This is a genomic window from [Bacillus] caldolyticus (assembly GCF_003595605.1).
Classification (GTDB): Bacteria; Bacillota; Bacilli; order Bacillales; family Anoxybacillaceae; genus Geobacillus; species Geobacillus thermoleovorans.
The window spans coordinates 2,934,944-2,959,950 of sequence record NZ_CP025074.1 but is presented as its reverse complement, the minus strand read 5'-3'; the positions used below and the strand labels follow the sequence as shown (position 1 = coordinate 2,959,950).

Here is a 25,007-nt window from a genome sequence, read left to right as displayed (position 1 = left end):
TGTATGACGATGATCGTTGATTTATGATAAAAAAATCCCTGACCGAACGAGGATCCCTCCTCGTCAAGCCAGGGAAAAAGCTAGGCAAGCGAAAGCATGCGGTCGAGCGCCTCTTTTGCCTCTGCGGCGATGTCTTTCGGAACGGTGATGCGATTGACGATCGCTCCTTGCTCAAGCGATTCGAGCGCCCAGACGAAATGCGGCAAATCAATTCGATTCATCGTTAAACACGGGCACATATATGGATTGAGAGAAACAATTTCTTTGTCTGGATGTTCATGCTTCAGCCGGTTCACCAAATTCATTTCCGTTCCAATCGCCCACTGGGTGCCGGGTGGAGCATTGCGGATCGTTTCAATAATGTATTTTGTCGAACCGGCGTAGTCTGCTTGCTGGACGACCTCCCAGCTGCATTCCGGATGGACGATGACATGGATTCCCGGCTTCATCCGTCGAATATGCTCGATTTGTCGCACGGTGAAGTTTTCATGCACGGAGCAATGTCCTTTCCAAAGAATGACTTTCACCTTGTCGAGATCGTCCTCCCCTTGGAGCGTCTCCTCATGCGGATCCCACACCGCCATCTCGTCAAGACGGATGCCGAGCGCATAGGCCGTATTTCTCCCTAAATGCTGATCCGGCAAAAAGAAAATCCGTTCATTCCGTGAAAACGCCCAAGCCATCATCTTTTTCGCGTTCGACGAGGTGACGGTCGCTCCGCCATGGCGGCCGACAAACGCTTTAATCGCCGCGGTCGAATTGACGTACACAAGCGGCACGATCGTCTCGCCAAACCGCTCAATAAGCGCCGCCCATGCCCGCTCGACTTGAAAAATATCGGCCATATCGGCCATTGAACAGCCGGCGCGCAAGTCCGGCAAAATGACCGTTTGGTCGTCGCTCGTTAAAATATCGGCGGTTTCCGCCATAAAATGGACGCCGCAAAACACAATATATTCGGCTTCGCTGTTCTTTGCCGCGAGCTGGGCAAGCTGAAGCGAATCGCCGGTCGCATCGGCGAACTGAATGACCTCATCCTTTTGGTAGTGATGACCCGGGATGAAAAGGCGCCGGCCGAACCGTTCTTTCACCGCGCGGGCGCGTGCTTCGAGCTCGCTTCGTTCCATCGTTTTATACCGTTTGGGCATCTCATCCAGCCGTTTCAACTGTTCAAGGACGTTCACGGTTCTCCCCTCCATTATCGCAAATTGAAACTCATATCGAGCGCCGGGGCGGAATGGGTTAAACATCCGAGCGAAATGTAGTCGACTCCGGTCGCGCCGTACGCCGCCACATTGGCGAGCGTAATTCCCCCCGACGCTTCCGTGATGATCGGCTTTGGCACAAGCCGGACGAACGCCCGCACCTCATCCGGCGTCCGGTTGTCAAACATAATGACATCCACCCCGGCCTCGACCGCCTCGAGCACTTCGTCTTCCGTTTCGGTCTCTACTTCGATTTTCACCATATGCCCAAGCCGCTCCCGCACCGTTTTGACGGCGCGGGCGATCGATCCGCAAAAGGCGATATGGTTGTCTTTAATCATGACACCGTCGTACAAGCCAAAGCGGTGATTGTAGCCGCCGCCGCATGTGACGGCATATTTTTCAAGCATGCGCAGCCCCGGCGTCGTTTTCCGCGTGTCGCAAATGCGTGTGGAGCTATTGCCAAGCAAGTCAACGGCCTGTCGCGTCACGGTGGCAATGCCGCTTAACCGCTGCAGCAAGTTTAAAATGACGCGCTCACCGGACAACAGCGGCCCGACCGGTCCGGATGCGACGGCGATCGTTTCGCCGGCTTGGACCCGTTCGCCGTCCTGTTTCATGATGGTTACTTCGACGCGCGGATCCAGCAGCTGATAGCCCGCCGCAATAATGCCGACGCCGGCCACCACCCCGTCCGCTTTGGCCATAAACATGCCTGATGCCCGTTCATGAGCCGGAAAAATCGTCTCGCTCGTCACATCGCCGTCGCCAATATCTTCAAGAAAAAACTGTCGCAACAGTTGTTCGAGCTTCAACCGGTTCATCTTTCATCCCTCCGTTTTCTTTGCCGCTTTACCTCCCAGCCCCAAGGCGGGCCCACTCTTCTTTCGTCCGCACGAGGCGCCGCCCCCGCCACTCCGGGCGTTCACGCGGAAAATCGCTCCGGTAATGGCCGCCGCGGCTTTCCGTGCGCCCAAGCGCTGATGAAGCGACAAGCCAGCCCACTAGCAACATATATCCTGTTTCAATCTCCTCTGCCGACAATCGTTCAAGGTCGCCATCCAGCCAATCCGGCAACGAAAACTGTTCCAACCAGTCGACCGCTTCGCGAAGCCGATCGCCGTTGCGGACGATGCCGACAAACGTTGACAGCTGTTCGCGGAGCAACGCCCGCTCTGGCAGCCGTGGTACAATCAAACGACGCGGGCTGGATGAATCCGCTCGGTGCACCGTTTCCGGCCACGCCGCTTGACGGCGGATGGCGCAGGCCGCACGGAATCCAAAGACGATCGCTTCAAGCAACGAGTTGCTCGCGAGCCGGTTGGCGCCGTGCACACCGGTGCACGCCGCTTCCCCGACGGCGTACAAGCCCGGAACCGTCGTCTGCCCCCACTCGTTGACGACAACGCCGCCCATTAAAAAATGGGCGCCCGGCGCGACAGGAAGGCGGCCGGCTTCAAGGTCGACGCCATAGGCCTCACATAGCGCGGCGATCGTCGGAAAGCGGCGGCGGAAGTGGGACACGCGGGAAATATTCAAATAGACGCGGCCGCCGCGATCGAGTTCCGCCGCGATCGCTCGGGCGACGATGTCGCGCGGAGCGAGATCGCGAAGCGGATGGACGCCGTCCATCAGCGGTCTTCCATCTTCCGCCTCAAGCACCGCCCCTTCGCCGCGCACCGCTTCCGAGACGAGCCCGACCGCTTTTCCGCCGGCAACGAGCATCGTCGGATGAAATTGGATAAACTCCATATCCGCCACCGCCGCACCGGCGCGGTACGCCATGGCAATGCCGTCGCCAGTCGCCGTCGGCGCATTGGAAGTGAACGTATACAATCCGGCGCATCCACCGGTCGCCAACACGACGGCCGACGCCGGCCAAATGGACACCGAACCGTCTTCCCGCTTCGTTTTCACCCCGACGCAACGCCCCTCTTCCACAAGCAAATCAATCACCTGCTCGCCTTCTTCCATCCATACGCGTCCCTCGAGCCGCTCAAGCAAAAACGAAACGAGTGCTTTGCCCGTTTGATCGCCGCCGGCGTGCAAAATCCGGCGGTGGCTATGCCCGCCTTCAAGGCCGAAACAAAACCGGCCGCGTTCGTCCCGATCAAACGCCATGCCGGCGTTGATCCATTCTTGCAGCCGCCTCGGCCCTTCGCGGACGAGCCGTTCGACCATTCGTTCATCGTTATGAAAGCAGCCGGCGACCATCGTATCGCGGAAATGAGCGCGCCAATCGTCGCTCTCTGCCAGCGCCGCGGCCACCCCTCCTTGCGCCCGCCATGAATTGCTGTCGGTGCAACGTTTTTTCGTGAATATCATCACATGGTCGAGCTCAGATAAATGATACGCGACCGTTAACGCCGCCAGCCCGCTTCCGACGATAATCACGCCACCTTCCTTCACTCTCGGACGCCCCTTTCTTTTCACCTGTCTTGACATCTATATTTACACATATTTAAACTAATGGCAAGAGGTTTGGCGAAAAAAATGATGCAAAGGCGGGGGAATATGATTTATTTGGATTACGCGGCAACGACGCCAATGTGCCAAGAGGCGATCGCCGCTTACGCTGAAGCGGCGTCCGTTTACTTTGGCAACGAAAGCAGCTTGCATGACATCGGAACGAAAGCGAAACAACTGCTTGCCTTATGCCGGCGCGAACTCGCCGCCATGATTAACGGAGAAGCGGAAGGGATCTATTTCACAAGCGGCGGAACGGAAGCGAACGTGCTCGCGATCCGTTCGCTAGCTGCCGCCTACCGGCATAAGGGAAACCACCTGATCACGACCGAAATCGAGCATGCCTCGCTCCATCACCTGTTCAAACAGCTGGAAACAGAAGGATATACGGTCACGTATTTGCCCGTCGACCGATTCGGGCGCATTCGACTTGCCGATTTGGAGCGGGCGATCACGCCGAAGACGATCCTTGCTTCCATCCAGCACGCCAACTCGGAAATCGGCACGATTCAGCCGCTTGCCGACATCGGCCGCCTCCTGCGGGCGCACGGCGTCCTTTTTCATAGCGACTGCGTGCAAACTTTTGCTAAAATACAGCTAGATGTTCAAGAGATAGGACTAGACAGCCTATCCGTTTCCGCCCATAAAGTGTACGGTCCCAAAGGGGTCGGCGCTGTGTACATCAACCCGCGCCGGCATTGGAAGCCGGTATTCCCGGGAGCGACGCACGAATCAGGCTTTCGGCCGGGAACGGTCAACGTACCGGGTATTGCCGCCTTCATTACGGCCGCGCAGCAGCTCCATCGACGAATGGCGGACGAACAGTCGCGTTTGGAACGACTGCGGAATCGGTTGCTTCACGCCATCGCCGCCAAACAGCTGCCGGTGACGGTGGAAGGCCATCCCGATTTCCGTCTTGCCCATATTATCGGTTTGTCCATCGCTGGGTACGAAGGGCAGCTTGTGATGCTTGAATGCAACCGCGCCGGCATCGCCATTTCCACCGGCAGCGCCTGCCAAGTCGGGCTGCAAGCGCCGTCGCGGACGATGCTCGCCGTCGGGAAAACGCCTGAAGAAGCGAAGCAATTCATCCGCATCTCATTGGGCGCGGCCACGACCGAAGCGGAGATCGACCAGTTCGTTTCCACATTGGAGCGACTTACATCGGCATGAAAGGAGGAATGGCAGGTGAAAGAGGAAAAGAAAATTTTAGGGGAAAGGCGGCGCCAGCTCATTTTGCAATGGTTGAAAGAAAGCGAAGCGCCGCTCACGGGGGCTGAGCTGGCAGCGAAAACGAACGTCAGCCGCCAAGTGATCGTCCAAGACATTTCACTGTTAAAGGCGCGCAACGAACCAATCATCGCCACAAGCCAAGGCTATTTGTATTTAAAGCCGGCTGAACCGGCCAAAACGTACACGAGGACGATCGCCTGCTTCCATACGCCAGAACAGACGAAAGAAGAGTTGTATTTGCTCGTGGATTGCGGCGTGACGGTCAAGGACGTCAAAATCGAGCATCCGGTCTACGGCGATTTAACCGCCTCGATCATGGTGAGCAACCGCCTGGAAGTCGACCAATTCATCGCCAAAATCGAGGCGACAAAATCGTCGTATTTGTTGCAGCTGACGGACGGAACCCATTTGCATACGCTGGAAGCCGATTCACCAGTGAAGCTTGACGCCGCCTGCCGCGCCTTGAAACAGGCTGGATTTCTGATCGAAGCGTGAACGGATCGCCTTGCGCTCGTCCGTCATTCCCTCTTCGCAAATGCCGTACGTCAGGACGCTGGATAAAGAGAAAATGCGGACGGCTATGACCCATCCGCATTTTTTCGTCTTCGTCAAGCAAAATAATATGGATAGCTGCCCAACAGCTGCACTGTGCAGCCGAGCGCCTCAATTTCCGCGATCGCCCCCGGGATGAGGACGTCATCCATCGGCGCGTCGATGTCAATAATAAAGAAATAATTTCCAAGGCCCGTTTTCGCTGGGCGCGATTCGATTTTCGTCAAGTTGAGCCGCCGCCAGGCAAACGCTGATAACACTTGATGGAGTGCGCCCGGACGGTCTTGCGGCAGCATGACGACCACGGTCGTCTTGTCGCCAGCATAAAGAGGCGAAGCAGGCGAAAGCGGCTCTTTGCGCCGGCTGACGACAATAAAGCGCGTATGGTTGTAATCGTAATCGTGGACGTTTTCCTGCACGATCACTAGCCCGTATTTTTCCGCCGCCAGCCGGTTGGCGATCGCCGCCGCCGGCAAGTGCGGATGCTCGCTCACAAATTTCGCGGCGGCGCTCGTTGACGTCATCGGCACTTGCTTCGCCCCTTTCAGCACCGTATGCAAAAACTTCCGGCATTGGGCAATGGCGTGCGAGTGGGAATACACTTCTTTCACTTCGCGCCAATGAGGGGTGAAATATGGGTGCACCATCAAATGTTGCTCGATCGGCACAACGATTTCGCCGATGATCGGCAACGGCTGTTCGTGAATTAAATAGTCGAGTGTCAAATTGACCGATCCTTCCAAGGCGTTCTCGAGCGGCACCACGGCCGCTTCAATCTCTCCGGCCGCCGCGGCGTCAATGCAATCGGGAATCGTGTCATACGGCTCCCGCGGCTGCGACGGAAAAAGAAGAGCAGCCGCCGCTTCGGTGAACGTCGCCTTCGGTCCTAAATAACCGATTTTCATCTCGTTTGCCTCTCCCTTGCTTTAATACACTCCCGAACCGACAATTTCCACTTTTTCGACAAATTCGAGCTGTTTGAGCTTAGCGAGGAGCTCATCAATCTCCTCGTTCATATCGTTTGTGCTGACCGACAGCGTCACGTTCGCCCTCCCTTGAAGCGGAATCGTTTGATGGATGGTCAGCACGTTGCAGCCGGCCGCCGCCACAACGCCAAGCAGCTGTGACAACGTTCCGGAGCGGTCTTCTAAATGGAAAAAGAGCGTGACGATGTTTTCTTTCGTCACCGCTTGGAACGGAAAAATGGCATCGCGGTATTTGTAAAACACACCGCGGCTGATGTTGGCGAGCTGCGCCGCCTCGGCGACCGAGGCGGCTTTTTTCCGCTCAAGCAGCTGTTTCGCGAGCACGACTTTCTTCATCGCTTCCGGCAGGACGTCTTCGCGCACCAAATAAAATTTTTTCTCCACCGCACCTTCCCCCGCTCTATTCATCCCAGTCGTCGACAAACTCGAACTCGTAATCAAGCAACCGGATCGTGTCTCCGTCTTTCGCGCCGCGCTCGCGCAGCGCATCATCCACCCCCATCGCCTTAAGCTGGCGGGCGAAGCGGCGCACCGATTCTTCGCGCGAGAAATCCGTCATCTTAAACAACTTTTCAATTTTGCCGCCCGCCAAAATGAATGCTCCGTCGCTGGCGCGGGTGATCGTAAACGGCGGCTCCTCTTTTTCATATTTGTACACGACGCGCTGCACGGCCGGATCTTCCCGTTCATGAAGCGGGAATTCCGGCGTCGTTTCCAACAGGTCGGCGATGGCAAACAACAGCTCGCGCACTCCTTGTCTTGTCGCTGCAGAAATCGGAAAGACCGGCACCGCATCGCCGACTTTCTCTTTGAAGCGGCGCAAATTTTCTTCGGCGTTCGGCATGTCCATTTTATTGGCGGCAACAATTTGCGGCCGCTCGGTCAAGCGCAAATTGTACTGTTTCAGCTCTTCGTTGATGACGAGATAATCGTTGTACGGATCGCGCCCTTCGACCGCCGCCATGTCGATGACATGGACGATGACACGCGTCCGTTCAATATGGCGCAAAAACTGATGCCCGAGCCCGACCCCTTGATGGGCCCCTTCAATCAATCCCGGCAAGTCGGCCATCACAAAACTGCGCCCGTCTTCCGTTTCGACAACGCCCAAGTTCGGAACGAGCGTCGTAAAATGGTACTCGGCGATTTTCGGACGGGCTGCGGAGACAACCGACAGCAGCGTCGATTTGCCGACGCTTGGAAACCCGACCAGCCCGACGTCAGCGAGAAGCTTCAGCTCTAAAATGATGTTGCGCTCTTCGCCCGGTTCGCCGTTTTCCGCAATTTCCGGCGCTGGGTTGGACGCCGTCGCAAATCGGGTGTTGCCGCGCCCGCCGCGCCCGCCTTTGGCGACGACAAACCGCTGCCCCGCCTCGGTCAAATCGGCGAGCACTTCGTTCGTATCCGCATCGATGACAACGGTGCCTGGCGGCACTTTGACAATCAAGTCTTCCGCATTTTTGCCATGCTGGTTTTTCGACATGCCGTTTTCGCCGCGCGGCGCTTTAAAATGGCGCTGGTAGCGGAAATCCATCAACGTCCGCAGCCCTTCATCAACGACAAAGACGACATCGCCGCCTTTGCCGCCGTCTCCGCCGGCCGGCCCGCCTTTTGGGACGTATTTTTCCCGGCGGAACGCGACCATGCCGTTGCCGCCGTCCCCGCCTTTCACATAAATTTTCACCTGATCAACAAACATGGCTGTTCCTCCGATTCGCTTCCATCATGGTATCATGGCGAAATGAGTATGACTAATACTTATTATTGTATACAGAGTCGATTCCATGATGTCAATATGTACGCAAGCATCGGCCGTCTGCGGGCTGGCGGGCGGTTCAAGCCCATCCGCCGCTTTCCGGTCCGATTGGATCGATCCGTCCGCACTCCATGAACTCTTCCGTGCTCCTTCATCCAATCAACGATCAAGATTCCGCCGACAAAAGCTCAAGCTCCACCGTCAATTCGCCCTCGCCAACGGCAAACGACGCGAGCCGAAGCGGCGGTGATGGTTCGCAGCGCTCAAGCCAAGCGCGAATGGTTTCGCCGTCCCTAAACGTGCCGCGGTAATCCAAAAACAGCGCCGCCCGTCGGTCGGACAGCTCAATGGACAAACATAAATGGTTTTCTGTCCGCTCATCGGATTGCGCTTCGAGCAGGCGAAAAAATTTGCGGCACCATTCAGCCAGCTGTTCATCGTACTGCGACCAATCCGCTTTGCCGTCCATGATTTCATACTCAAGAACGAGCGGACGCGGCTCCCAGTTATAGGTCATGATAAGCTCGGCGAACCGCTCGGCCTTCAAATTCGTCAACCGTGTTTCCTGATGCATCTCGCCGATCATGTCTTCAATGATTTCCTGCACCCGTTCGATTTTATTAAGCGCCAAATGCCCTTTGATGAGCTGAATTTTGTTCAGCCAGTCATGGCGGGCATGGCGCATCACCTCAACGACAGTCCATCGCTTCTCCATCCGACGCTCCCCTATCCACTAAGCGTAGGCTCCCTGCCTCGCTTGGACTTCCGCCTCCATGGGGGAGGCATGTACTTTTACTATAACATTTTTTGACATTGAACAGGAACGATTTTTCTACGCCAAAAAGAAAAAACTCTAACCGAACGGTTAGAGTTTTTTCCACATCGATTACGCTTCTTGGCTGACCGGGTAGACGCTGACGCGTTTGCGGTCGCGGCCGAGCCGCTCGAAGCGTACGATGCCGTCGATTTTCGCATACAGCGTATCGTCGCCGCCGCGGCCGACGTTCAAGCCCGGATGGACTTTCGTTCCGCGTTGACGGTACAAAATCGAACCGCTGGTGACGAATTGACCGTCAGCCCGTTTTGCGCCAAGACGTTTCGCGATCGAGTCGCGGCCGTTTTTCGTCGAACCGACCCCTTTTTTCGAAGCAAAAAATTGCAGGTCAAGTCTCAGCATGGCAGTCACCTCCCGCTAGATGGATGTCACGCGGATAAATGTTCCGTAATCGCGTTCGATCGTCTTTAGCGAAACGACCATCGCTTCCAACAACAACTGTACTTTCTCTGCCGCCGCTTCTTCCAGCTCCGGAAGCTCGCAGCGGAGGTAGCCGCCGTCTTTGCCGAGCGAAACATGCGGGCTTACGCCAATAAGTGTCTCGATGGCGTTGATCGTGCCGAACGAGACCGCCGAAGCGCCGGCGCATACAATGTCCTGCCCGCGTTTCGCAAAATGGGCGTGCCCTTCCATCGTAAACGCGCGGATGCGGCCGTCCGCTTCCCGTTCAATCGTGACGCGGATCATCTTTACGCGTTGATTTTTTCGATGACGACTTTCGTGTACGGCTGACGGTGGCCTTGTTTGCGGCGATAGTTCTTTTTCGCTTTATATTTGAAGACGATGATTTTCTTTTGTCGGCCGTGTTTTTGCACTCTCGCCGTCACGGTTGCGCCTTCGACTGTCGGGTTGCCGATTTTCACCGTTTCCCCGCCGACGAACAGCACTTTGTCAAACGTGACCGTATCGCCTTCATTCGCATCCAATTTTTCGATGTAAATTTCTTGGCCTTCTTCGACTTTCAATTGTTTGCCGCCAGTTTCGATAATTGCGTACATGCATCGCACCTCCTTCATGGACTCAGACTCGCCAGCGCCAAGGCGGCCCAAGACGGAGCGCTTCATCGCCCGCGCTGAGCGGTTGTAGTGCGGGTGCGTCTTTTTGCGACAGCCGCCCTCTTTTGCCCTTGTTGGCAGGACAAAAAGTCTACAACGTCATCTATCGTAACATAGAAACGGCCGGCCGTCAACCGTCATCTTCGTCCCCCGGCGGGCGATGATGAAACGGTGCAAACGACTATATAGAGAGGCCATTTGAAGCTTTGCCATTTGCAACTTTACCGAGTATTTGATCGACTGTTGATCGACCGAACAACGCCGCTTTCAGACCCATGTATGAGTCTGTGAAGCGAGCGGCTGTTCGGCCTCCCGTCACGCCAAGGTGTGACGAGGGCAAGCCTGTGGCTTGCCTTCGTCAGTCGAAAAATAGATAAGCGACTTTTCCATCAAGGATATGTGAAACTTTTATATATAGCCACGATCAATAGATGAGAGCGCCAAGCGGCGCATCGGCTTGTTTTTCGGCAAAAAACGCATGCAGCAGCTCGTTTTCATCGAGCGTCGCCCGTTCGCGCCCGTCGCGAACGACGATGATCGCATGCTTTTGTCCGCGGTAAAATCGCTGCAGCACGGCCGAGATGCGTTCGTCCGCCGGCGCCGTAATCGTCCGCAGCTTTGTATAGCCGCCTTTGTTTCCATAATACCGCTCAAGCAAAAAGCGCATGACGACATACGGATGCTGCTTTTGCTCCTGCCAAAGAGCATGCGCCAAAAAGGCGGCGATCGCCCATAAATCAAGCTGGCGCAGCGCCAACACAAACAAAAGAACGACGCCGACAGCAAGCACGGCGGCCGATATGGCGACCGTGTTTCGATGCGCATCGCTGAACGGCCGGCGGTAGGACAGCAGCAAAAACAATAACTTGCCTCCATCCAGCGGCCAGATTGGCAGCAAGTTCAAAGCGAAAATGGCCGCATTGTAGCGAAAAAAGAGCTCCCAGCTCCCGCCATCCATCATGCCGGCCTTCCACAAAAAAAACGCCGCCGCTACGAGCCACAGATGCTGGGCCGGCCCGGCGAGCGTCACGATCCACTCCTCGCGGAACGGCCGGTTGCCGTGCTCTTCGACTTCCGCCACTCCGCCGAACGGCAGCAGCAAAATCCGCTTCACCCGCCAAGAGAAAAACGCGGCTGCCGCCGCATGGCCAAGCTCATGAACGAGGACGATGAAAAACAACAGGCAAAGCTGCTTGAAATGGGCGGTAAGCACCGCGATGCCGCCGATCAACCATAACAGTGGGTGGACGTGCAGCTTCCCGAGCAGCGCCATATACTTATTCAAAGGAAATCACCTGAATCGGATCGATAAATTCATCTCCTTGTTTAATAGCAAAATAAAACAGCCCTTTCTGTTTATTTGCCTCGCTCGCCCCGGCCGTGCCAACTTCCTGCCCCATTTCTACAAAATCATACAATTTCACCGAAATGGCCCCCAAACGTCCATACCACGTCTCCGTGCCGTCCGCATGTTGGATGATGACCGTTTTGCCGAGACGGTCTTTCGTACCGGCAAAGGTGACAATCCCTTCTTTCATCGCTTCCACTTTGGCTCCATTCTCGGTTTCGATCGTCACACCCTCCCCGTTTTTTTCAAAACTTTCGAGAATCCGTCCAGAAGCCGGCACTGCATAGGATGAAGCCGTTTTCACCTTTTCTTCCTTTTTCGGGGCAAAAAAAGCGAGCGGCTCACCGAACGTTTTTTCATACCAGGCTGAGACGGCCGCAAACTGAAACTCGGTTTCCATCGTCCGGGCAATAAACTGCCGCGCCGGCTCGAGGGAAGCGGACGGATGCCGGAACAAAATGGCCGTCACTAGCACGAGACAGGCAGCGATGAGTGTTTTGAATAAAAACCATTCTTTGCGGAACAACGGATGGGGAGCGGATTCAAACGAATAGCGGTCATACGTGACGACCGGCAGCCCGTACCGCTCCTCATCAGCGACGCTCCATCTAGATTCTTTTGGATCCTGCCCCTTATATTGACGTTCCCTTCTTCGTTTTTCAATGCGTTTTTTCATCTCACGGACGCGTCGATCCATACGTCCCCCCTCCACCTTTCCAACAACGTTTGTACTAATTTATGAGACAACCTCATGGAATATGAACGAGCGTTTTTCGCCGCGCCTCGCCGAACACGTCCGCGAACAAATCCCTCAAACGGTTTCACACCAACGTTTCGGCTGAGCGCCGCAACCGATCGATACCATCTGCTTCCGTTGTTACAGATCAGGAATTCCAAACAGCACAACAATTATGAATAAAAAAAGAAGGCCCATTCAACGGCCTTCTTGCGCCAACTCTATTATTTCAAACTAAATATTTTCCGAATCTTTGAAAACAGCCCCTTCTCCTCTTCCTCAAGCGGCGGCAGCGGCACCGACTCGCCGAGGATGCGGCGGGCAATGTTGCGGAAGGCGATCGACGCTTTGCTGTTTGGGTCCAGCACAATCGGCTCGCCGCGGTTCGACGCTTTGATCACGTTTTCATCGTCGGCGATAATGCCGAGCAACTCGATCGATAAATGCGAGATGATTTCGTCGACATCCAACATATCGCCGTTTTTCACCATATGGCTGCGAATGCGGTTGATGATGAGGCGCGGCGGTTTGACGTGCTCCTCCGCTTCAAGCAAGCCGATGATGCGGTCGGCGTCGCGGACCGCCGACACTTCCGGCGTCGTGACGACGATCGCTTCGTCCGCGCCGGCGACAGCGTTGCGATAGCCTTGTTCGATTCCAGCCGGACAGTCGATGAGCACATAATCGTATTCCTGTTTCAGCTCCTCAATGAGCTGTTTCATTTGCGCGGGGTTGACCGCCGACTTATCGCTCGTTTGCGCGGCCGGCAACAAATACAAATGGTTATCGAACCGCTTGTCTTTCACAAGCGCCTTCTGCACCGTGCAACGCCCCTCCACGACATCGACCAAATCATAAATAATTCGGTTCTCAAGCCCAAGCACGACATCGAGGTTGCGCAGCCCGATGTCGGTGTCGACAAGGCACACCCGCTTCCCTAGAATGGCGAGGGCCGTCCCAAGGTTCGCGGTCGTCGTCGTTTTGCCGACGCCGCCTTTTCCGGAAGTGATGACGATCGCTTCTCCCACGGTCACATTCTCCTTTCTAAGCGCGTCAAATTCGGCCGCAAATGCATAAGCAGCTGAAGGCGGTCGACAACAATTTGGTTATGCTCATCAATATAGGCGCATTCCATTTCATTTCCTTCATCCGTTTTCGAATCGGGCGCTCGGCTCATGATGTCGCCGATGCGCAGCTGCATCGGTTTCATGACCGATGCAGCGATGATCGCCTGTTTATTGCCGGCATACCCGGCATGGGCGATGCCGCGCAGGGCGCCGAGAATGAAAATGTTGCCTCCGGCAATGACCGTTCCGCCAGGGTTCACGTCGCCGATCAGCAGCAAATCCCCTTCGACATGAAGCACTTGTCCCGAACGGACAATGCGCGAAACGGGCACAATTTCCGTTTTTCTCATCCATTCTATCGCTTCTGCTTTCGACATAACATTGCTTTCGATCGAATCGACGACCAAATTTTTTGAACGGCGGATGAGCGCACGCACCTCTTCCTCTTGGGCAGGCGTCAAATAGCGGTTCCCAATTTTCAGATGAACAGAGACAAGGGGGCTGTCTGGCGCGACGCCAGCTTGTTTGACAAGCCGCTCCTCGATTTCTTTCAATAAATCGTCATACGAGCAGCGGTCATCGAGATGCAGCGTCAGCCCATCTTTCGTCCCTTTAATCGTCACGTACTGCTGCTTTTGTTTCGCCACAACGTTCACCCCAACGAATAATTCTACAAAACGGGCCGTTTTTCCTCTTTTATTCTTCCTGCTCAAACCGGCGAATTTTTGCCAATCGCCGTTCGAGCGGGTACGAAAAGACGAGCAAAAACGCGACGTTCAGAAGCAGCGTCGGCCATAGACGGCGGTCCCAAAAAACAGAAAACGACCAATCGGTCCGCCCGATCAACAGCTGGATGCCGTAGACATAACTGTCAAGCAGCATAATGGAAAGCAGCGACAAGAGCGATGCAACGAACCAGTTTTGGTGGAACCATTTCATCGCTTTGCCCGCCAAGTAGGCTATAAGCGTATAGGCAAACGCATAAACACCGAGCAGCTCTGTGTAGACGCAGTCATACAGAAACCCGAAGATAAACCCGTACCCCATCGCCCGCGTCCCGCCGAAATGCATCGCTGTGAACACGAGAAAAACAAGAAAAAACCGGGGAACAAAAAAATAGTGGACATACAAGTCGCCTTTTGGCCATATATCAACAAAAAGGCTCTCACTCACAAAACATAACACCGCAAGGAAAGGGAGACGCCACTTGTTCACTTTGCCTCCTCCTTTTCCTGCAGTGCTGCATCGATGGTTCGTTTCACAATCATGACGTCGTCAATATCATACAAGTTGGCAAACGGCTTGACATAGACGACTTTCGTCAATCCGTATTGGTCCGGCTTGACTTCAGTCACCTCACCGATCGGCAGCCCTTTCGGAAACACGCCGCCAAGGCCGGAAGTCAACACTTTTTGCCTTTTTTCCACTTTGGCGTCAATCGGAATTTCTCCGAGCAGCAACTCGCGCCGCTTCTCATCGTAGCCTTCGATCAACCCAAACACGTTTTCCTTTCCTTGGATATAAGCGGAAATGCGGTTGTTTTGGTCAAGCGCGCTTAACAGCTGCACAGTGGACGTAAATTGGGAAGCGTGCTGCACCTTGCCGACAAGCCCCGCTGGGGTGATGACGGCCATATCTTTTTTCACGCCGTGTTGCTCGCCTTTGTTGATGATGATCGTTTCCCGCCAACGATCCGGGTTCCGCCCGATCACCGTCGCCTGAATCGAAACAAAATCACGCAAGCTCTCTTTTTTATCGAGCAACGCGCGCAGCCGTTCGTTTTCTTGCCGCAGCGCCTCGACCTCGGTCTCAAGCGCCGCATATTCCTCAAGTCTTGCCTTCAGCAGTTCGTTTTCCTTATATGTACGGCGAAGATCGCTCACATTTTCAAAGAAGCCCGCGATCTCCTCGGCGGGCTTCCCAAACAGAAGCTGAACAAAACCGACCGTATCTTTTACAAACTGCTCCGGCCACGTCAACTCTTCGCGGCTGCGCAAGGAAAAGCCGATCAACATGACAAGGATGACGATGCTGACGAGCAAAAAAATGAGACGCTTATTCCCAAAAAGCTGTGGCATGCGTCACACCTTCTTACCGTCAGCGATGGTCTCTCGCCTTGTTTTTAAACAAGTCGATGTGGTCGAGCGCTTTCCCGGTGCCAATGGCCACGCAATCAAGCGGATTTTCCGCGACGATGACCGGCATGTCCGTCTCTTTGCTGATGACCTTGTCCAAGTTGCGCAACAAAGCGCCGCCGCCTGTCAGCACGATGCCGCGGTCCATAATGTCAGCCGCCAGCTCCGGCGGTGTTTTTTCGAGCGTGTTTTTCACCGACTCGACGATCGCATAGACCGTATCGTGCAGCGCCTCAGCCACTTCTTCGGCGCTGATTTCGATCGTTTTTGGCAGCCCAGTGAGCAAGTCGCGGCCGCGAATTTCCATGTTTCCGATTCCTTCCGGATTTCCGGCTGAGCCGATCTCGACTTTAATCGCCTCCGCCGTCCGTTCTCCGATCATCAAATTGTACGTTTTTCGGATGTATTGAATGATCGCCTCATCCATTTCATCGCCGGCGATGCGGATCGACTGGCTCGTCACGATGCCGCCGAGCGAAATCACGGCCACTTCAGTCGTACCGCCGCCGATGTCGACGACCATGCTCCCGGTCGGCTCCCACACCGGCAAATTGGCGCCGATCGCGGCCGCAAATGGTTCTTCAATCGTATAGGCATCGCGTGCTCCAGCCTGGCGCGTCGCATCGATGACCGCGCGCTCCTCTACGGCCGTGATGCCGTACGGCACGCATACCATCACATACGGCTTGCTGGCAAACAACCCTTTCGTTTTGACGGCCTTGCGAATGAAATATTTCATCATCGTCGCCGTCGTTTCATAATCAGCGATGACGCCGTCTTTCATCGGACGAAGCGCCACGATGTTGCCCGGCGTGCGCCCGATCATGTTTTTCGCTTCATTGCCGACGGCGACGATTTGCTTCGTGTCGCGCTGAATGGCGACAACCGACGGCTCGCGCAAAACGATCCCTTTTCCCTTCACATAAACGAGCGTATTCGCTGTTCCTAAATCAATCCCGAGATCTTTCGTCCCAATTCCAAACATATGATCGATCTTCCTTTCCGAAACGAAATGCATATGATTTTCTATTGACAACATGGATCGGATGTCAAGTCATTTATAAATTGTACAACACCGCCCGAACGGATTCGGAAAAACCCATAGTTGATATTATAACTGATTCGACAAAAAATGAGAACCGCTAGACGTAGCCTTTTTCTTTCAAACTGACGAATTTTTGATCGCCGATGATGAGGTGATCCAAGAGCTCGATGCCGATGATGCGGCCGCATTCCGCGAGCCGTTTCGTCACATCGATGTCTTCGCGGCTTGGAGTCGGATCGCCAGAAGGGTGGTTATGCACACAAATGACGGAGGCGGCGGAACGTTTGATCGCCTCTTTAAACACTTCGCGCGGATGGACAATCGAGGCGTTTAAACTGCCGATGAACACCGTTTTGCGGTAGATGACTTGATTTTTCGTATTTAAATAAATGGCGACAAAATGTTCTTGCGATAAAAAGCGCATATCTTCCATGACGTATTTCGCTCCGTCTTCCGGGCAGCGAATCACATAGCGGTCGGCGCAGCCGGACTGGTGGATGCGTCGGCCGAGCTCCAACGCCGCCAAAATTTGCACGGCTTTCGTCGGCCCGATCCCTTTGATGTTTGTCATTTCTTCGACCGTTGCGTCTTTGAGCGGTCTCAGCCCCTCAAAATGGCGAAGGAGACGCTGGGCGAGCTGCACGACCGACTCCTCCTTCGTGCCCGTGCGCAACAAAATGGCGATCAGTTCATGGTCGGATAAACTTTCCGGCCCTGATGACAGCAGCCGTTCACGCGGCCGGCTGTCTTTCGGAACATCGCGGATCATCCACGCCATCATACTCCCCCTTTTTTGTTTTGCTTCATCGAAAGATGGAGAGGCTTGAACCGCCCCTCGGTACGACAGCAGAATCCGTTTGCGGGGGCGTTCTTTTGCCAAAAAGTGCCAGACGGCGGCCGCTTTTGCTTTGATCTATGCCGGCGGCCACCCGAGCCGGCGCAATTCCCTCACCGTCCGCGACAGCGGCAGGCCGACGACCGTCAAATAGTCGCCTTCGATCCGTTTGACAAACAGGGCAGCGCGGCCTTGGATGCCATACGCCCCCGCCTTGTCCATCGGCTCCCCGGTCGCAATATAGGCGGCGATTTCCTCGTCATCGAGCTCCCAAAACGTCACCGCTGTTTTTTCCGCAAACGAGGTGATGGACCCTTGAGGGAGTGCGATGGCGACACCGGTCCATACGTCATGCGTCCGCCCGGACAACTGACGCAGCATGGCGAATGCTTCTTCTTCCGTGCGCGGCTTCCCTAACAAGCGGCCATCGCACACAACGATCGTATCAGCGCCAAGAACATACGCGTCGGGAAAAGAGGACATCACCGCCTCCACTTTCCGGCGGGCAAGAAGTTGAACCGCTTCATCAGGGGGCGTTCCGGGGGGAATCGTCTCATCGGCATGGCTTTCCTGCACATCAAACGGCCAGCCGGCCAGCTCGAGGATCTGCCTTCGTCGAGGGGAGCGGGATGCAAGCACGAACCGTGGAGGCATCGCTCATTCTCCTTTCGCTCGTTTCGGTTCGGAAGATTCACTTGTATCGTAGCAAATTTTGCGGTGAAAGGCAATTTTCTGTATAGATGCAATTTGAAGCATGAACATTTGCAGATTTTACTAGAAGGCCGGTGAATTAATGGGGCATAGACTTCCCACATGTCGAATTTTGGAGGCCATTCTCCCCGCCGTTTGGCGCCAAAGGATGGGAAGACGAGCAGGACTTCCTGCTCCCAATTCCGGTTTTGCGCACGCCAAAGAGCCGGTCCCCCCTCGTTTTTTTCGAAACCGGCACAATCGCTTCAGATTTTGCACGACGGCGGTCAACAGCGCCTGTTCTTCCATGGCGTAAAGGCCCCGGCTTCGGGCCCGGTCCAGCCCGTGACATTCCTTCCCTTCGGCGAACACATGCTCACAACGCGTGCGAAGGGCTTGAATGGATCGATAGCCGCCCTGTTGCTGAATGAGCCTCGCTTGATTGCGAATCTGAACGTCTCGGACTTTCGCCTGGCGCTTTGCTTCCTGAGCGGGATCCTTCGCCCGGCGCTTCCAGGTTGGAATCTCCTCCATCTCCTTGCGGCGCAACGGCACGAGCGGTGTGATGCCTTGAACGAAGAGCGCTTCCAGATACTCGGTGGTGCCATACGCTTTGTCCGCAGACAAGGTCCGAATCGTAATCGACGGGTGGCGAAACTGAATCGAAGCCAGCTGCTCCAAACTCGTCTCCCGTTCCGCCGTTCCAGTGGCGAGGCTGGCCCGTCTGGATAAAATCACGCGCGACTGGACATCGATGACGTCGTGCACCAGATACCGAGGATACGCTTCCTGCCCTTTGCCTTTCTTGTACAACCGGGCATCCGGATCCGTCACGCTTCGATGGGTCCGGTTGGAAAACGTGGCTCCACGGAAGTTTCCCCGTTCTTCGGCATGGACGCGTTCCCCTGATTTTGGAGACGGAGAGGGTGGGTCGTCATCCGGATCCCGGGCCTCGGTCTGTTCATCTTCCCGGGCAGTGCGGGCCAGATAGTCTTCCAACGTCTCCACCGGAGCGAGCTTGACCTCCCGCAAGCTGTGGATCGAGGCATTCGCCCGCACTTGGGTGCCGTCAGCCGCCGCATGGACATCCGGCGAGACCAACCCCGCCGCGATGCATTGATCCACCACATAGGTCATCAGCCGGTCAAAGATTTCATGTTGGCGCCAGCGTTTCCGTGTTTTGACGAGCGTCGTTCGATCCGGCAGTGTGGGGTGATGAGGATCCGGATGGAGCACGGATTCAAAGTCGAGACCGCAAAACCACAAGTATCCGGCATGCATGGGGAGGATCTCATACAACTCCCGCTCAGAGTGGTCGAACAAATACGAGAGCAGCATTAGGCGAAGCAGCCGTTCCGGATCCGCCGCCGGGCGACCCGTTTTTTCCGTGTACAGGGGAGCCACCCAATCGTGAATGACGGAAAAGTCAACCGCTTCGTTGATTTGGCGCAAGATATGATGTGGAGGAACCAGTTCTTCCATGTCGATGACTTGAAACAGACGAGGCTGAGTCGAAGGGTTTTTGGGGGCTTTCATGATCCGCTCACGCTCCATTCCAACGATTTTTCTTCCTTTTTCGACACAAGCCACCTAAATCCCTGCCTCAGGGTGTACTTTTTCACCGGCCTTCTAGGCATTTGATCGACTGTCGGGCGACCGAACAACGCCGCTTTCAGACCCATGTATGGGTCTGTGAAGCGGGTGGTTGTTCGGTCTTCCAAGCCACAGGCTTGCCTTCGACAGTCGAAAAATGGACAAACGGCTTTTCCGTCAAGGATATGTTAAACTTTTTCATTGCAATCTATATGCAAATGGGCAAAAAAAAAAAAACGGGGCTTCTAGCTCCCTAGCGGCACCAATTCGATATAAGCGGCGAGCGCCTCGAGCAGCTGTTGCTGGGCTTTGGCCAACAGCGCTTCATCCCGTTGCTCTTTGTATGCGGCAAGGGCGGCATACGCCTGCTTCAGCGCTTCAACATACCGACCGACTGTTTTGTCGCTTGAAGCGTTGCTTTTTTCTAACGCGTCATACGCCTTTTGAAGCGCCTGCCAGTCATCTTCTCCTGCTTTCCTGCCGCCAAGCAAAGCCGCGGAGACCGCTGCCATGTTTTCATACAAAACCTCCCCTTTTTGGATGGCCTCCGACCGGCGCGCCGCCGCTTCGGCGGCAAACGACAGCTCTTTGACATACGTGCTTGGCACCCTTTGGCGATATTGGTCGTTGACCGTCCGCAACGTTTCCTTATCCGCGCCGACGGCGATATAGAGCGCTGCCGGTTTTTGCCCCGCGACGACGACCGGCACGCCTGCTGTTTTGATCGATTCGGACGCCTGCTTGGCCGCCGCCGCATTCGAATAGACGCCAGCTTGAATGACCGCAATGGAAAACGGCGCTCGTATGACGCTTTCTCTCCCTTCTCCTCCCGCCGCCGTTTCAGGCTTTGTCAATTCCGTCATCGCTTCAGATGCCGGCGACGAAGCAGATTTTTCCTTCGGAATGATGTGCAGCACCGTCATGCCAAACGCCATGCCGACCAACGCAGCGACCAACGCGGCGGCAAGCAGCGACTTGGCTTGAGCCGGGAGCCGCCATGGCCGACGTCTGCCGCTTTTCTTTTGTTGCATCGCCTCGGAAATGACCCGTTCATCCGCCTCAAGGGCGGCCGCCTCTTCCCAACCCGTCGTTTCAACATCTTCCCGAACTTGCCCATCCTCCGTAAACCACAGGCCTGTTGATGGCTTGCCTGCGGATGGCCCGCCTTTTTGAAACGCGCTCGCTTGGCGGCTGTCATCCGCCTCGTTTTCTGCTCGCTGTCCTTTCCCTAGATGGCTGTCCAACGAATATCCACCCGACTCCTCGGACGGCCGTCCTTCCGACGAACGCTCCACGGTAAATGGGCGGGGCTTGCCGTTGATATTCACCGTAATGCGCATGCGCTGCTTGTCCATTTGGCCACCGTCCTTCTTCACACTTCGATTTCTTTCGCCTATCTTACCACAAACGGAAAAAAAAAGAACAAGACATTTGTCGTCTTGTCCCCGCTTCTGTTCTTCATTTTCCGACATCAACGGTTGCGAATCGCCTCGGTCCCCAGCGCTTCGACAGGAATCGGCTGCTCGCGCCCCTCATAGGTGCAAAGCTGCTTTGTCTCGCCTTTCAAGCAAACGGCGTAATCGATCCCGCCGTCTTCCCGCTTCGTGGCAAGCACGTACGATGGATTCGTTTCCGGCGGCAATACATTTCCGGTGAACGGATCTTCGATTGGATCCAGCAAACCGTTGCCCACCAATTCTCCATACGACAATATGGCAGAAGAACGGGCTGGCAAAAATTCCACTTTCTCGGCGCCGACATACAGCCGCGCCGCTTCATACAAGCCATAAGCATCAGAAACAAACGCCCGCTCGCGCGCCCGGTCGATCACCGTCCACATGGCAAGACCGACGATCATCGCCACAATGCCGATGATCACCAACACAGCCAAAAGCTCAATGAGGGTCATCCCTCGTTTCATGCGAATGATCATCGCGTGTCCTCCTTTGCCGGCTAGGAAGCTGGCGCCGTTTCGGCAAACGGATTGTCTTTGCCGCTTGGCGGGGGAACATCGCGAACGGGAGACAACTGTTTCCATTTCTCAAGCTTCGGAGCATAAAACGCACGAACGGTCACCGAATACGTCAACGGTTGGACTTCATCAGCGATGGACATCAGCTCCGGAGGCCCAGTGACGGTCAACCCTTCAATCGCCACGATGCGCTCCGACTGCTCCAACACCTCTAAAAACCGTTCAAGCTGATAATAGGAAGGCGACTGCACGGTCAGTTGGGCGGTGATGGATTGAATGCTGCTTGGCGGAGAAACCGCTCGATTTCCTTCGCTTCCGTTGTTCGTTCCACTGTCGTTCTGCTGTGAAGATGCTGCTCCTTCATCAGAAAAATTGACGCTCACCAGCTGGCTGTCAGCGATATATTCCGCTTTCTGAAACAAGAGCAACAACTGGTCCGTAAGCGGATGGACAGGGACTTTTTTTTGCAATGAAGCAACGGTTTGTGCTGTTTCCTCTGAAGAAGGAGGCAGCTTTTGCTTCAAAGCGGCGAGCACCTTTTTCTCGCTTTGCACCGTTTGCTCCATCTGCTCGAGCTGGCTGTAGCGAGGCATGACCAGCCATGAATAGGCGGCCGCAAACAAAAGCGCGGTGACCGCAGCCATTGCCGCAACAAGAAGCGGCCATTTGCCAAAGCGGCTCATGATTTTTTTCCCTCCCCATCAGCCTGTTGCAGCTCCAGCTCATATTGCGCCATATATCTTGGCACGACTTGATGATCTTCCGGTTCGCCACTCGTCTCGCTGTTGGCCGCCACATTGACCAGTTTGACGTTTTTCACCATTCTCACTTTTTCTAATCGATCCAAATAATAGGCCGCCTCTTCCGGCGCATCAAACTGCACCACCATGGTCATCTTTGTCTGATCCGAGTACGTCACATTCATCATGAATCCGCGTTCGGGAAGCTGCTTTGTCAATGCCCGCAGCAACGGCACTGATTTCAGCGGATAGCGTTCCGCCCATTTCACCGCCTTCGCCAGCTCTTCTTGCTCCTTCTGTTCGTCTATATTTTTCATTTTCGCCGCCAGTACATCTTGCTCCGCTCGCACTTTTTTTAATTCCGCCTCCAACATGGCCTGGCGATGATCCGCACGATCGATCAACCAATACAGCACCGAACCGGCTAGGAGAAGCAGCGCCGCCCCGAACAACAAAACGAGACGGATCGGCTGCCTCGTTTCTTTTTTCGGCAATAAATTGATTTCAGCGATCATCGTCAGCCCTTCCTTCTTTCAACGCCAATCCCCAGGCGAGATGAAAGCGGTCCGGCAGCGGATCAAGAGACGCGCTGAGCCGTTCTACAGGCACTTCAAGCCGCTCTGTCAAAGCCGTGAACACATGGCCCAACTCTGGATGATCGCCGGCGAGAAACAGGCGTGTGATGGACTGTTTGCCTTGTTGGAGGGAAAACGAATAAAAGCTCATGATCCGTTCCATTTCCTTATACACATCGACGAACGGATCCACAATCGCCGCCGTCCGGTCACGATAGGCTTCAAGCGGCAAATGGCGCATAAACAACGGCAAATGACGATGAAACACGCTCAAATTCACGGCGGATTCGTCAAACTGCACAAGCAAAATATGATCGTCCGGCGCAGCTTGTCCCGCCGCATAAAACGGACGATAAGCGCAAAGCGGCGATACATCCGCGGCCACCGGGCGCAAATCGGCTTCTTCCAAAAGCGCCGCGTATTCCGACACCGCCTCTTCCGGCGCCGCAAACAGCAAAATCGACACCGCCTCGCTCGTTCTCTCCATCACCACATAATCAAACACCGGATCGGCAAAAGGAAGCGGAATCGACTCGCCAAGCTCCAGAAATAAATAGCCGCGAATCTCTTCATCCGACAAATGAGAAGGAAGGGGCAAACTGCGGATCATGACGAATGGATCAGGGACGACAAAGCGCGCGCGATGGCCGTCTATTTTCCATTCCTCCACGCATTCGTCCAAAATCATGGCCAATGTTTCCCCATCGACGATGCGGCCGTCGCGAACAACCCCTACTGGCAATGCCCGTTCGCCCCATCGTTTCACTTCAGGCGGATGCCCTAGCTTGACTTCCACATAGCGAATGGCATGGTCTTTTACGACGATGTTCACATATTTGGACTTTCCCCACCATAACGCCATTCTCGTTCGCCCCCTTTCTTCCCATCCTTACACAAAAAGATCCATATACGCATCGACAAGCTGATCACCGAAAAACAGCGCCGTCAATGACCCGAGCGCAATCGCCGGCGCAAACGGCATCGGCTTGCCGCGCCGCACGCGCCCCAGCGCCATGCCAATCAGCCCGATGATCGTTCCATACAACGTCGCCAAAAAAAAGGCGAGCAACACCATTTTCCAGCCAAGCACCATTCCCAAAACCGCAAACAGCTTCACATCGCCGCCCCCCATCCCGCCATTGGACAAAACGGCAATCAGCCATAAAAGCGAAAATCCGACCGCCGCGCCAATCAGCATATCGACCCACGGCAAAAACGGGATCACAAGCCGCTCCATCAAAAACAAACCGGCAAACACCAAAAGCACCCGGTCAGGAATGAGCATATAACGAAGATCAGACACAACGATGATGGCCAACAAGCTGATGAGCGTCCACGCCACAATCAGCCGTCCGCCCCAGCCGATCCACATCGGCGCGGCCGTCAACAAAGCGGCGGTTGTCAATTCCATCAAAGGGTAAAGGGGGGAGATGCGCCCCCCGCACCCTTTGCATCTTCCTTTTTGCGCGACATACGAAACAACCGGGATGAGTTCCATCGCCGATAGCGTCCGTCCGCACGCCGGGCAATGCGACCGCGGCCTGATGATTGACTCCCCGACCGGCACCCTCAGCCCGACGACGTTAAAGAACGAGGCGAGGAGGAGGGAGTAAAGGAAAAGCAATAAATCCATCATCACTTACTCAAGCTTTACTTTGTCTCTAGTTAGTTGCTCAACATCCACATTATCTATATATTTAAAATCGTCTTTATCGATTAAGGATACCTTATAGTGAATAGCCTTTACCTTATTGTTATTGTTTGCATCCAATTCTTTTTCAACAGTTACTTTACTTTTGTCTGGATCATATTCACCTTTTTTTCCAGGCGATTTCGGAATATTTTCTAAATACCCCCCATCAAACAACTCCTGCATCGTATATGATGTTTTTGTGTTCTGATCATTTGCAATCGCCAAACGCACAGCACTGACCATTTGTTTCGCATTGGCGATATGGGCGTCTTTTTTCGAGTTGTCCATAATGGCGCCGATGGCCGGAATGGCGATCGCCGCGATAATCCCTAAAATGACAATGACGGCGAGCAGTTCGATGAGCGTCAAGCCGCGCTCGTTTTTGATGATGCGTTTCAACATCACTTTCCTCTCCCTTTCTTTTTTAATGTTTTAGCACGATTTCCCTATTATTCTACAATATAGTCCAAAAAATAGGAAGATATTCTTA

General features: G+C 54.8%; 29 protein-coding genes and 1 other annotated feature. Of the genes, 2 read left to right on the top strand and 27 right to left on the bottom strand.

The genetic code is table 11. The features are described 5' to 3' along the window. Window positions 1–80 precede the first annotated feature (80 nt). Genes nadA through nadB form a run of 3 tightly spaced genes read right to left on the bottom strand, consistent with a single transcriptional unit; the run spans window position 81 to window position 3,650 of the window. Window positions 81–1,184, bottom strand: a complete 1,104-nt coding sequence (gene nadA / locus CWI35_RS15300) for a quinolinate synthase NadA (RefSeq protein ID WP_119877908.1) — start codon at window positions 1,182–1,184, stop codon at window positions 81–83. Between the two features lie 14 nt (window positions 1,185–1,198). Beyond that, window positions 1,199–2,029, bottom strand: a complete 831-nt coding sequence (nadC, locus tag CWI35_RS15295; protein WP_011232076.1) for a carboxylating nicotinate-nucleotide diphosphorylase — start codon at window positions 2,027–2,029, stop codon at window positions 1,199–1,201. Window positions 2,030–2,057: 28 nt separating this feature from the next. After that, window positions 2,058–3,650: an L-aspartate oxidase gene (gene nadB, locus CWI35_RS15290; protein ID WP_173400011.1), complete on the bottom strand. Its 1,593-nt coding sequence runs from the start codon at window positions 3,648–3,650 to the stop codon at window positions 2,058–2,060. A gap of 69 nt (window positions 3,651–3,719) precedes the next feature. Between nadB and CWI35_RS15285 the strand changes: the two genes are divergently transcribed. Both CWI35_RS15285 and CWI35_RS15280 read left to right on the top strand, forming a co-directional pair. Then, window positions 3,720–4,844 carry an IscS subfamily cysteine desulfurase gene (locus tag CWI35_RS15285; RefSeq protein WP_119877907.1) on the top strand — a complete coding sequence of 375 codons (1,125 nt, stop codon included), beginning with the start codon at window positions 3,720–3,722 and terminating at the stop codon, window positions 4,842–4,844. Window positions 4,845–4,859: 15 nt separating this feature from the next. Next, a complete protein-coding gene (locus tag CWI35_RS15280) occupies window positions 4,860–5,399 on the top strand; it encodes a transcription repressor NadR (RefSeq protein ID WP_014196418.1) in 540 nt (179 codons plus the stop codon). 113 nt (window positions 5,400–5,512) lie between these two features. On the opposite strand, the gene pheA is transcribed toward CWI35_RS15280, so the two are convergent. The 24 genes from pheA to CWI35_RS15150 form a co-directional block, all read right to left on the bottom strand. Continuing rightward, on the bottom strand, window positions 5,513–6,361 hold the full coding sequence (pheA, locus tag CWI35_RS15275) for a prephenate dehydratase (protein ID WP_011232080.1): 849 nt from the start codon (window positions 6,359–6,361) through the stop codon (window positions 5,513–5,515). Between the two features lie 21 nt (window positions 6,362–6,382). Further along, window positions 6,383–6,826 carry an ACT domain-containing protein gene (locus CWI35_RS15270; RefSeq protein ID WP_011232081.1) on the bottom strand — a complete coding sequence of 148 codons (444 nt, stop codon included), beginning with the start codon at window positions 6,824–6,826 and terminating at the stop codon, window positions 6,383–6,385. 16 nt (window positions 6,827–6,842) lie between these two features. Further along, complete coding sequence (obgE, locus tag CWI35_RS15265; protein WP_033025916.1) at window positions 6,843–8,141, bottom strand: GTPase ObgE; 1,299 nt, start codon at window positions 8,139–8,141, stop codon at window positions 6,843–6,845. Between the two features lie 223 nt (window positions 8,142–8,364). Further along, a complete protein-coding gene (locus CWI35_RS15260; RefSeq protein ID WP_011232083.1) occupies window positions 8,365–8,913 on the bottom strand; it encodes a sporulation initiation phosphotransferase B in 549 nt (182 codons plus the stop codon). Window positions 8,914–9,084: 171 nt separating this feature from the next. Then, entirely contained in the window at window positions 9,085–9,375 is a 291-nt protein-coding gene (gene rpmA / locus CWI35_RS15255; protein ID WP_011232084.1) for a 50S ribosomal protein L27, read from the bottom strand. A gap of 15 nt (window positions 9,376–9,390) precedes the next feature. After that, entirely contained in the window at window positions 9,391–9,720 is a 330-nt protein-coding gene (locus CWI35_RS15250) for a ribosomal-processing cysteine protease Prp (protein WP_011232085.1), read from the bottom strand. 2 nt (window positions 9,721–9,722) lie between these two features. Continuing rightward, on the bottom strand, window positions 9,723–10,031 hold the full coding sequence (gene rplU, locus CWI35_RS15245) for a 50S ribosomal protein L21 (protein WP_011232086.1): 309 nt from the start codon (window positions 10,029–10,031) through the stop codon (window positions 9,723–9,725). Window positions 10,032–10,045: 14 nt separating this feature from the next. Then, window positions 10,046–10,125: a sequence feature (ribosomal protein L21 leader region), on the bottom strand. 387 nt (window positions 10,126–10,512) lie between these two features. After that, entirely contained in the window at window positions 10,513–11,373 is an 861-nt protein-coding gene (locus CWI35_RS15240) for a site-2 protease family protein (protein WP_119877906.1), read from the bottom strand. After that, the gene (locus CWI35_RS15235; RefSeq protein WP_069304424.1) at window positions 11,366–12,133 is read right to left on the bottom strand and encodes a M23 family metallopeptidase; all 768 of its coding nucleotides are present in this window, start codon (window positions 12,131–12,133) and stop codon (window positions 11,366–11,368) included. Before CWI35_RS15235 ends, CWI35_RS15240 begins: the two co-directional genes overlap by 8 nt. A 263-nt stretch (window positions 12,134–12,396) precedes the next feature. Then, window positions 12,397–13,200 carry a septum site-determining protein MinD gene (gene minD, locus CWI35_RS15225; protein WP_011232089.1) on the bottom strand — a complete coding sequence of 268 codons (804 nt, stop codon included), beginning with the start codon at window positions 13,198–13,200 and terminating at the stop codon, window positions 12,397–12,399. Window positions 13,201–13,202: 2 nt separating this feature from the next. Further along, the gene (minC, locus tag CWI35_RS15220; protein ID WP_013144614.1) at window positions 13,203–13,895 is read right to left on the bottom strand and encodes a septum site-determining protein MinC; all 693 of its coding nucleotides are present in this window, start codon (window positions 13,893–13,895) and stop codon (window positions 13,203–13,205) included. 40 nt (window positions 13,896–13,935) lie between these two features. Then, complete coding sequence (mreD, locus tag CWI35_RS15215; RefSeq protein WP_011232091.1) at window positions 13,936–14,454, bottom strand: rod shape-determining protein MreD; 519 nt, start codon at window positions 14,452–14,454, stop codon at window positions 13,936–13,938. Further along, on the bottom strand, window positions 14,451–15,317 hold the full coding sequence (mreC, locus tag CWI35_RS15210) for a rod shape-determining protein MreC (protein ID WP_011232092.1): 867 nt from the start codon (window positions 15,315–15,317) through the stop codon (window positions 14,451–14,453). Before mreC ends, mreD begins: the two co-directional genes overlap by 4 nt. Before the next feature lie 19 nt (window positions 15,318–15,336). Beyond that, window positions 15,337–16,359, bottom strand: coding sequence for a rod shape-determining protein (locus tag CWI35_RS15205; RefSeq protein WP_011232093.1), 1,023 nt, complete (start codon window positions 16,357–16,359; stop codon window positions 15,337–15,339). Between the two features lie 157 nt (window positions 16,360–16,516). After that, window positions 16,517–17,197: a RadC family protein gene (radC, locus tag CWI35_RS15200; protein WP_015375501.1), complete on the bottom strand. Its 681-nt coding sequence runs from the start codon at window positions 17,195–17,197 to the stop codon at window positions 16,517–16,519. 135 nt (window positions 17,198–17,332) lie between these two features. Next, complete coding sequence (locus CWI35_RS15195; RefSeq protein ID WP_015375502.1) at window positions 17,333–17,908, bottom strand: Maf family protein; 576 nt, start codon at window positions 17,906–17,908, stop codon at window positions 17,333–17,335. Window positions 17,909–18,028: 120 nt separating this feature from the next. After that, the gene (locus CWI35_RS15190) at window positions 18,029–19,498 is read right to left on the bottom strand and encodes an IS5-like element ISGka1 family transposase (protein WP_081130568.1); all 1,470 of its coding nucleotides are present in this window, start codon (window positions 19,496–19,498) and stop codon (window positions 18,029–18,031) included. Between the two features lie 284 nt (window positions 19,499–19,782). Next, window positions 19,783–20,892, bottom strand: coding sequence for a stage II sporulation protein D (locus tag CWI35_RS15180; protein ID WP_081130567.1), 1,110 nt, complete (start codon window positions 20,890–20,892; stop codon window positions 19,783–19,785). Window positions 20,893–21,008: 116 nt separating this feature from the next. Then, window positions 21,009–21,470, bottom strand: a complete 462-nt coding sequence (locus CWI35_RS15175) for a type II secretion system protein (protein ID WP_025949367.1) — start codon at window positions 21,468–21,470, stop codon at window positions 21,009–21,011. 20 nt (window positions 21,471–21,490) lie between these two features. Continuing rightward, window positions 21,491–22,192, bottom strand: coding sequence for a hypothetical protein (locus CWI35_RS15170; protein WP_049626510.1), 702 nt, complete (start codon window positions 22,190–22,192; stop codon window positions 21,491–21,493). Next, on the bottom strand, window positions 22,189–22,764 hold the full coding sequence (locus tag CWI35_RS15165) for a DUF2681 domain-containing protein (RefSeq protein WP_011232099.1): 576 nt from the start codon (window positions 22,762–22,764) through the stop codon (window positions 22,189–22,191). The genes CWI35_RS15170 and CWI35_RS15165 overlap by 4 nt, the downstream gene beginning before the upstream one ends. Next, entirely contained in the window at window positions 22,754–23,686 is a 933-nt protein-coding gene (gene pilM / locus CWI35_RS15160) for a type IV pilus biogenesis protein PilM (protein WP_011232100.1), read from the bottom strand. Before pilM ends, CWI35_RS15165 begins: the two co-directional genes overlap by 11 nt. A 27-nt stretch (window positions 23,687–23,713) precedes the next feature. Next, the gene (locus tag CWI35_RS15155) at window positions 23,714–24,460 is read right to left on the bottom strand and encodes a prepilin peptidase (protein ID WP_033020363.1); all 747 of its coding nucleotides are present in this window, start codon (window positions 24,458–24,460) and stop codon (window positions 23,714–23,716) included. Between the two features lie 3 nt (window positions 24,461–24,463). Further along, a complete protein-coding gene (locus CWI35_RS15150) occupies window positions 24,464–24,919 on the bottom strand; it encodes a prepilin-type N-terminal cleavage/methylation domain-containing protein (RefSeq protein WP_021321857.1) in 456 nt (151 codons plus the stop codon). Window positions 24,920–25,007: the final 88 nt, after the last annotated feature.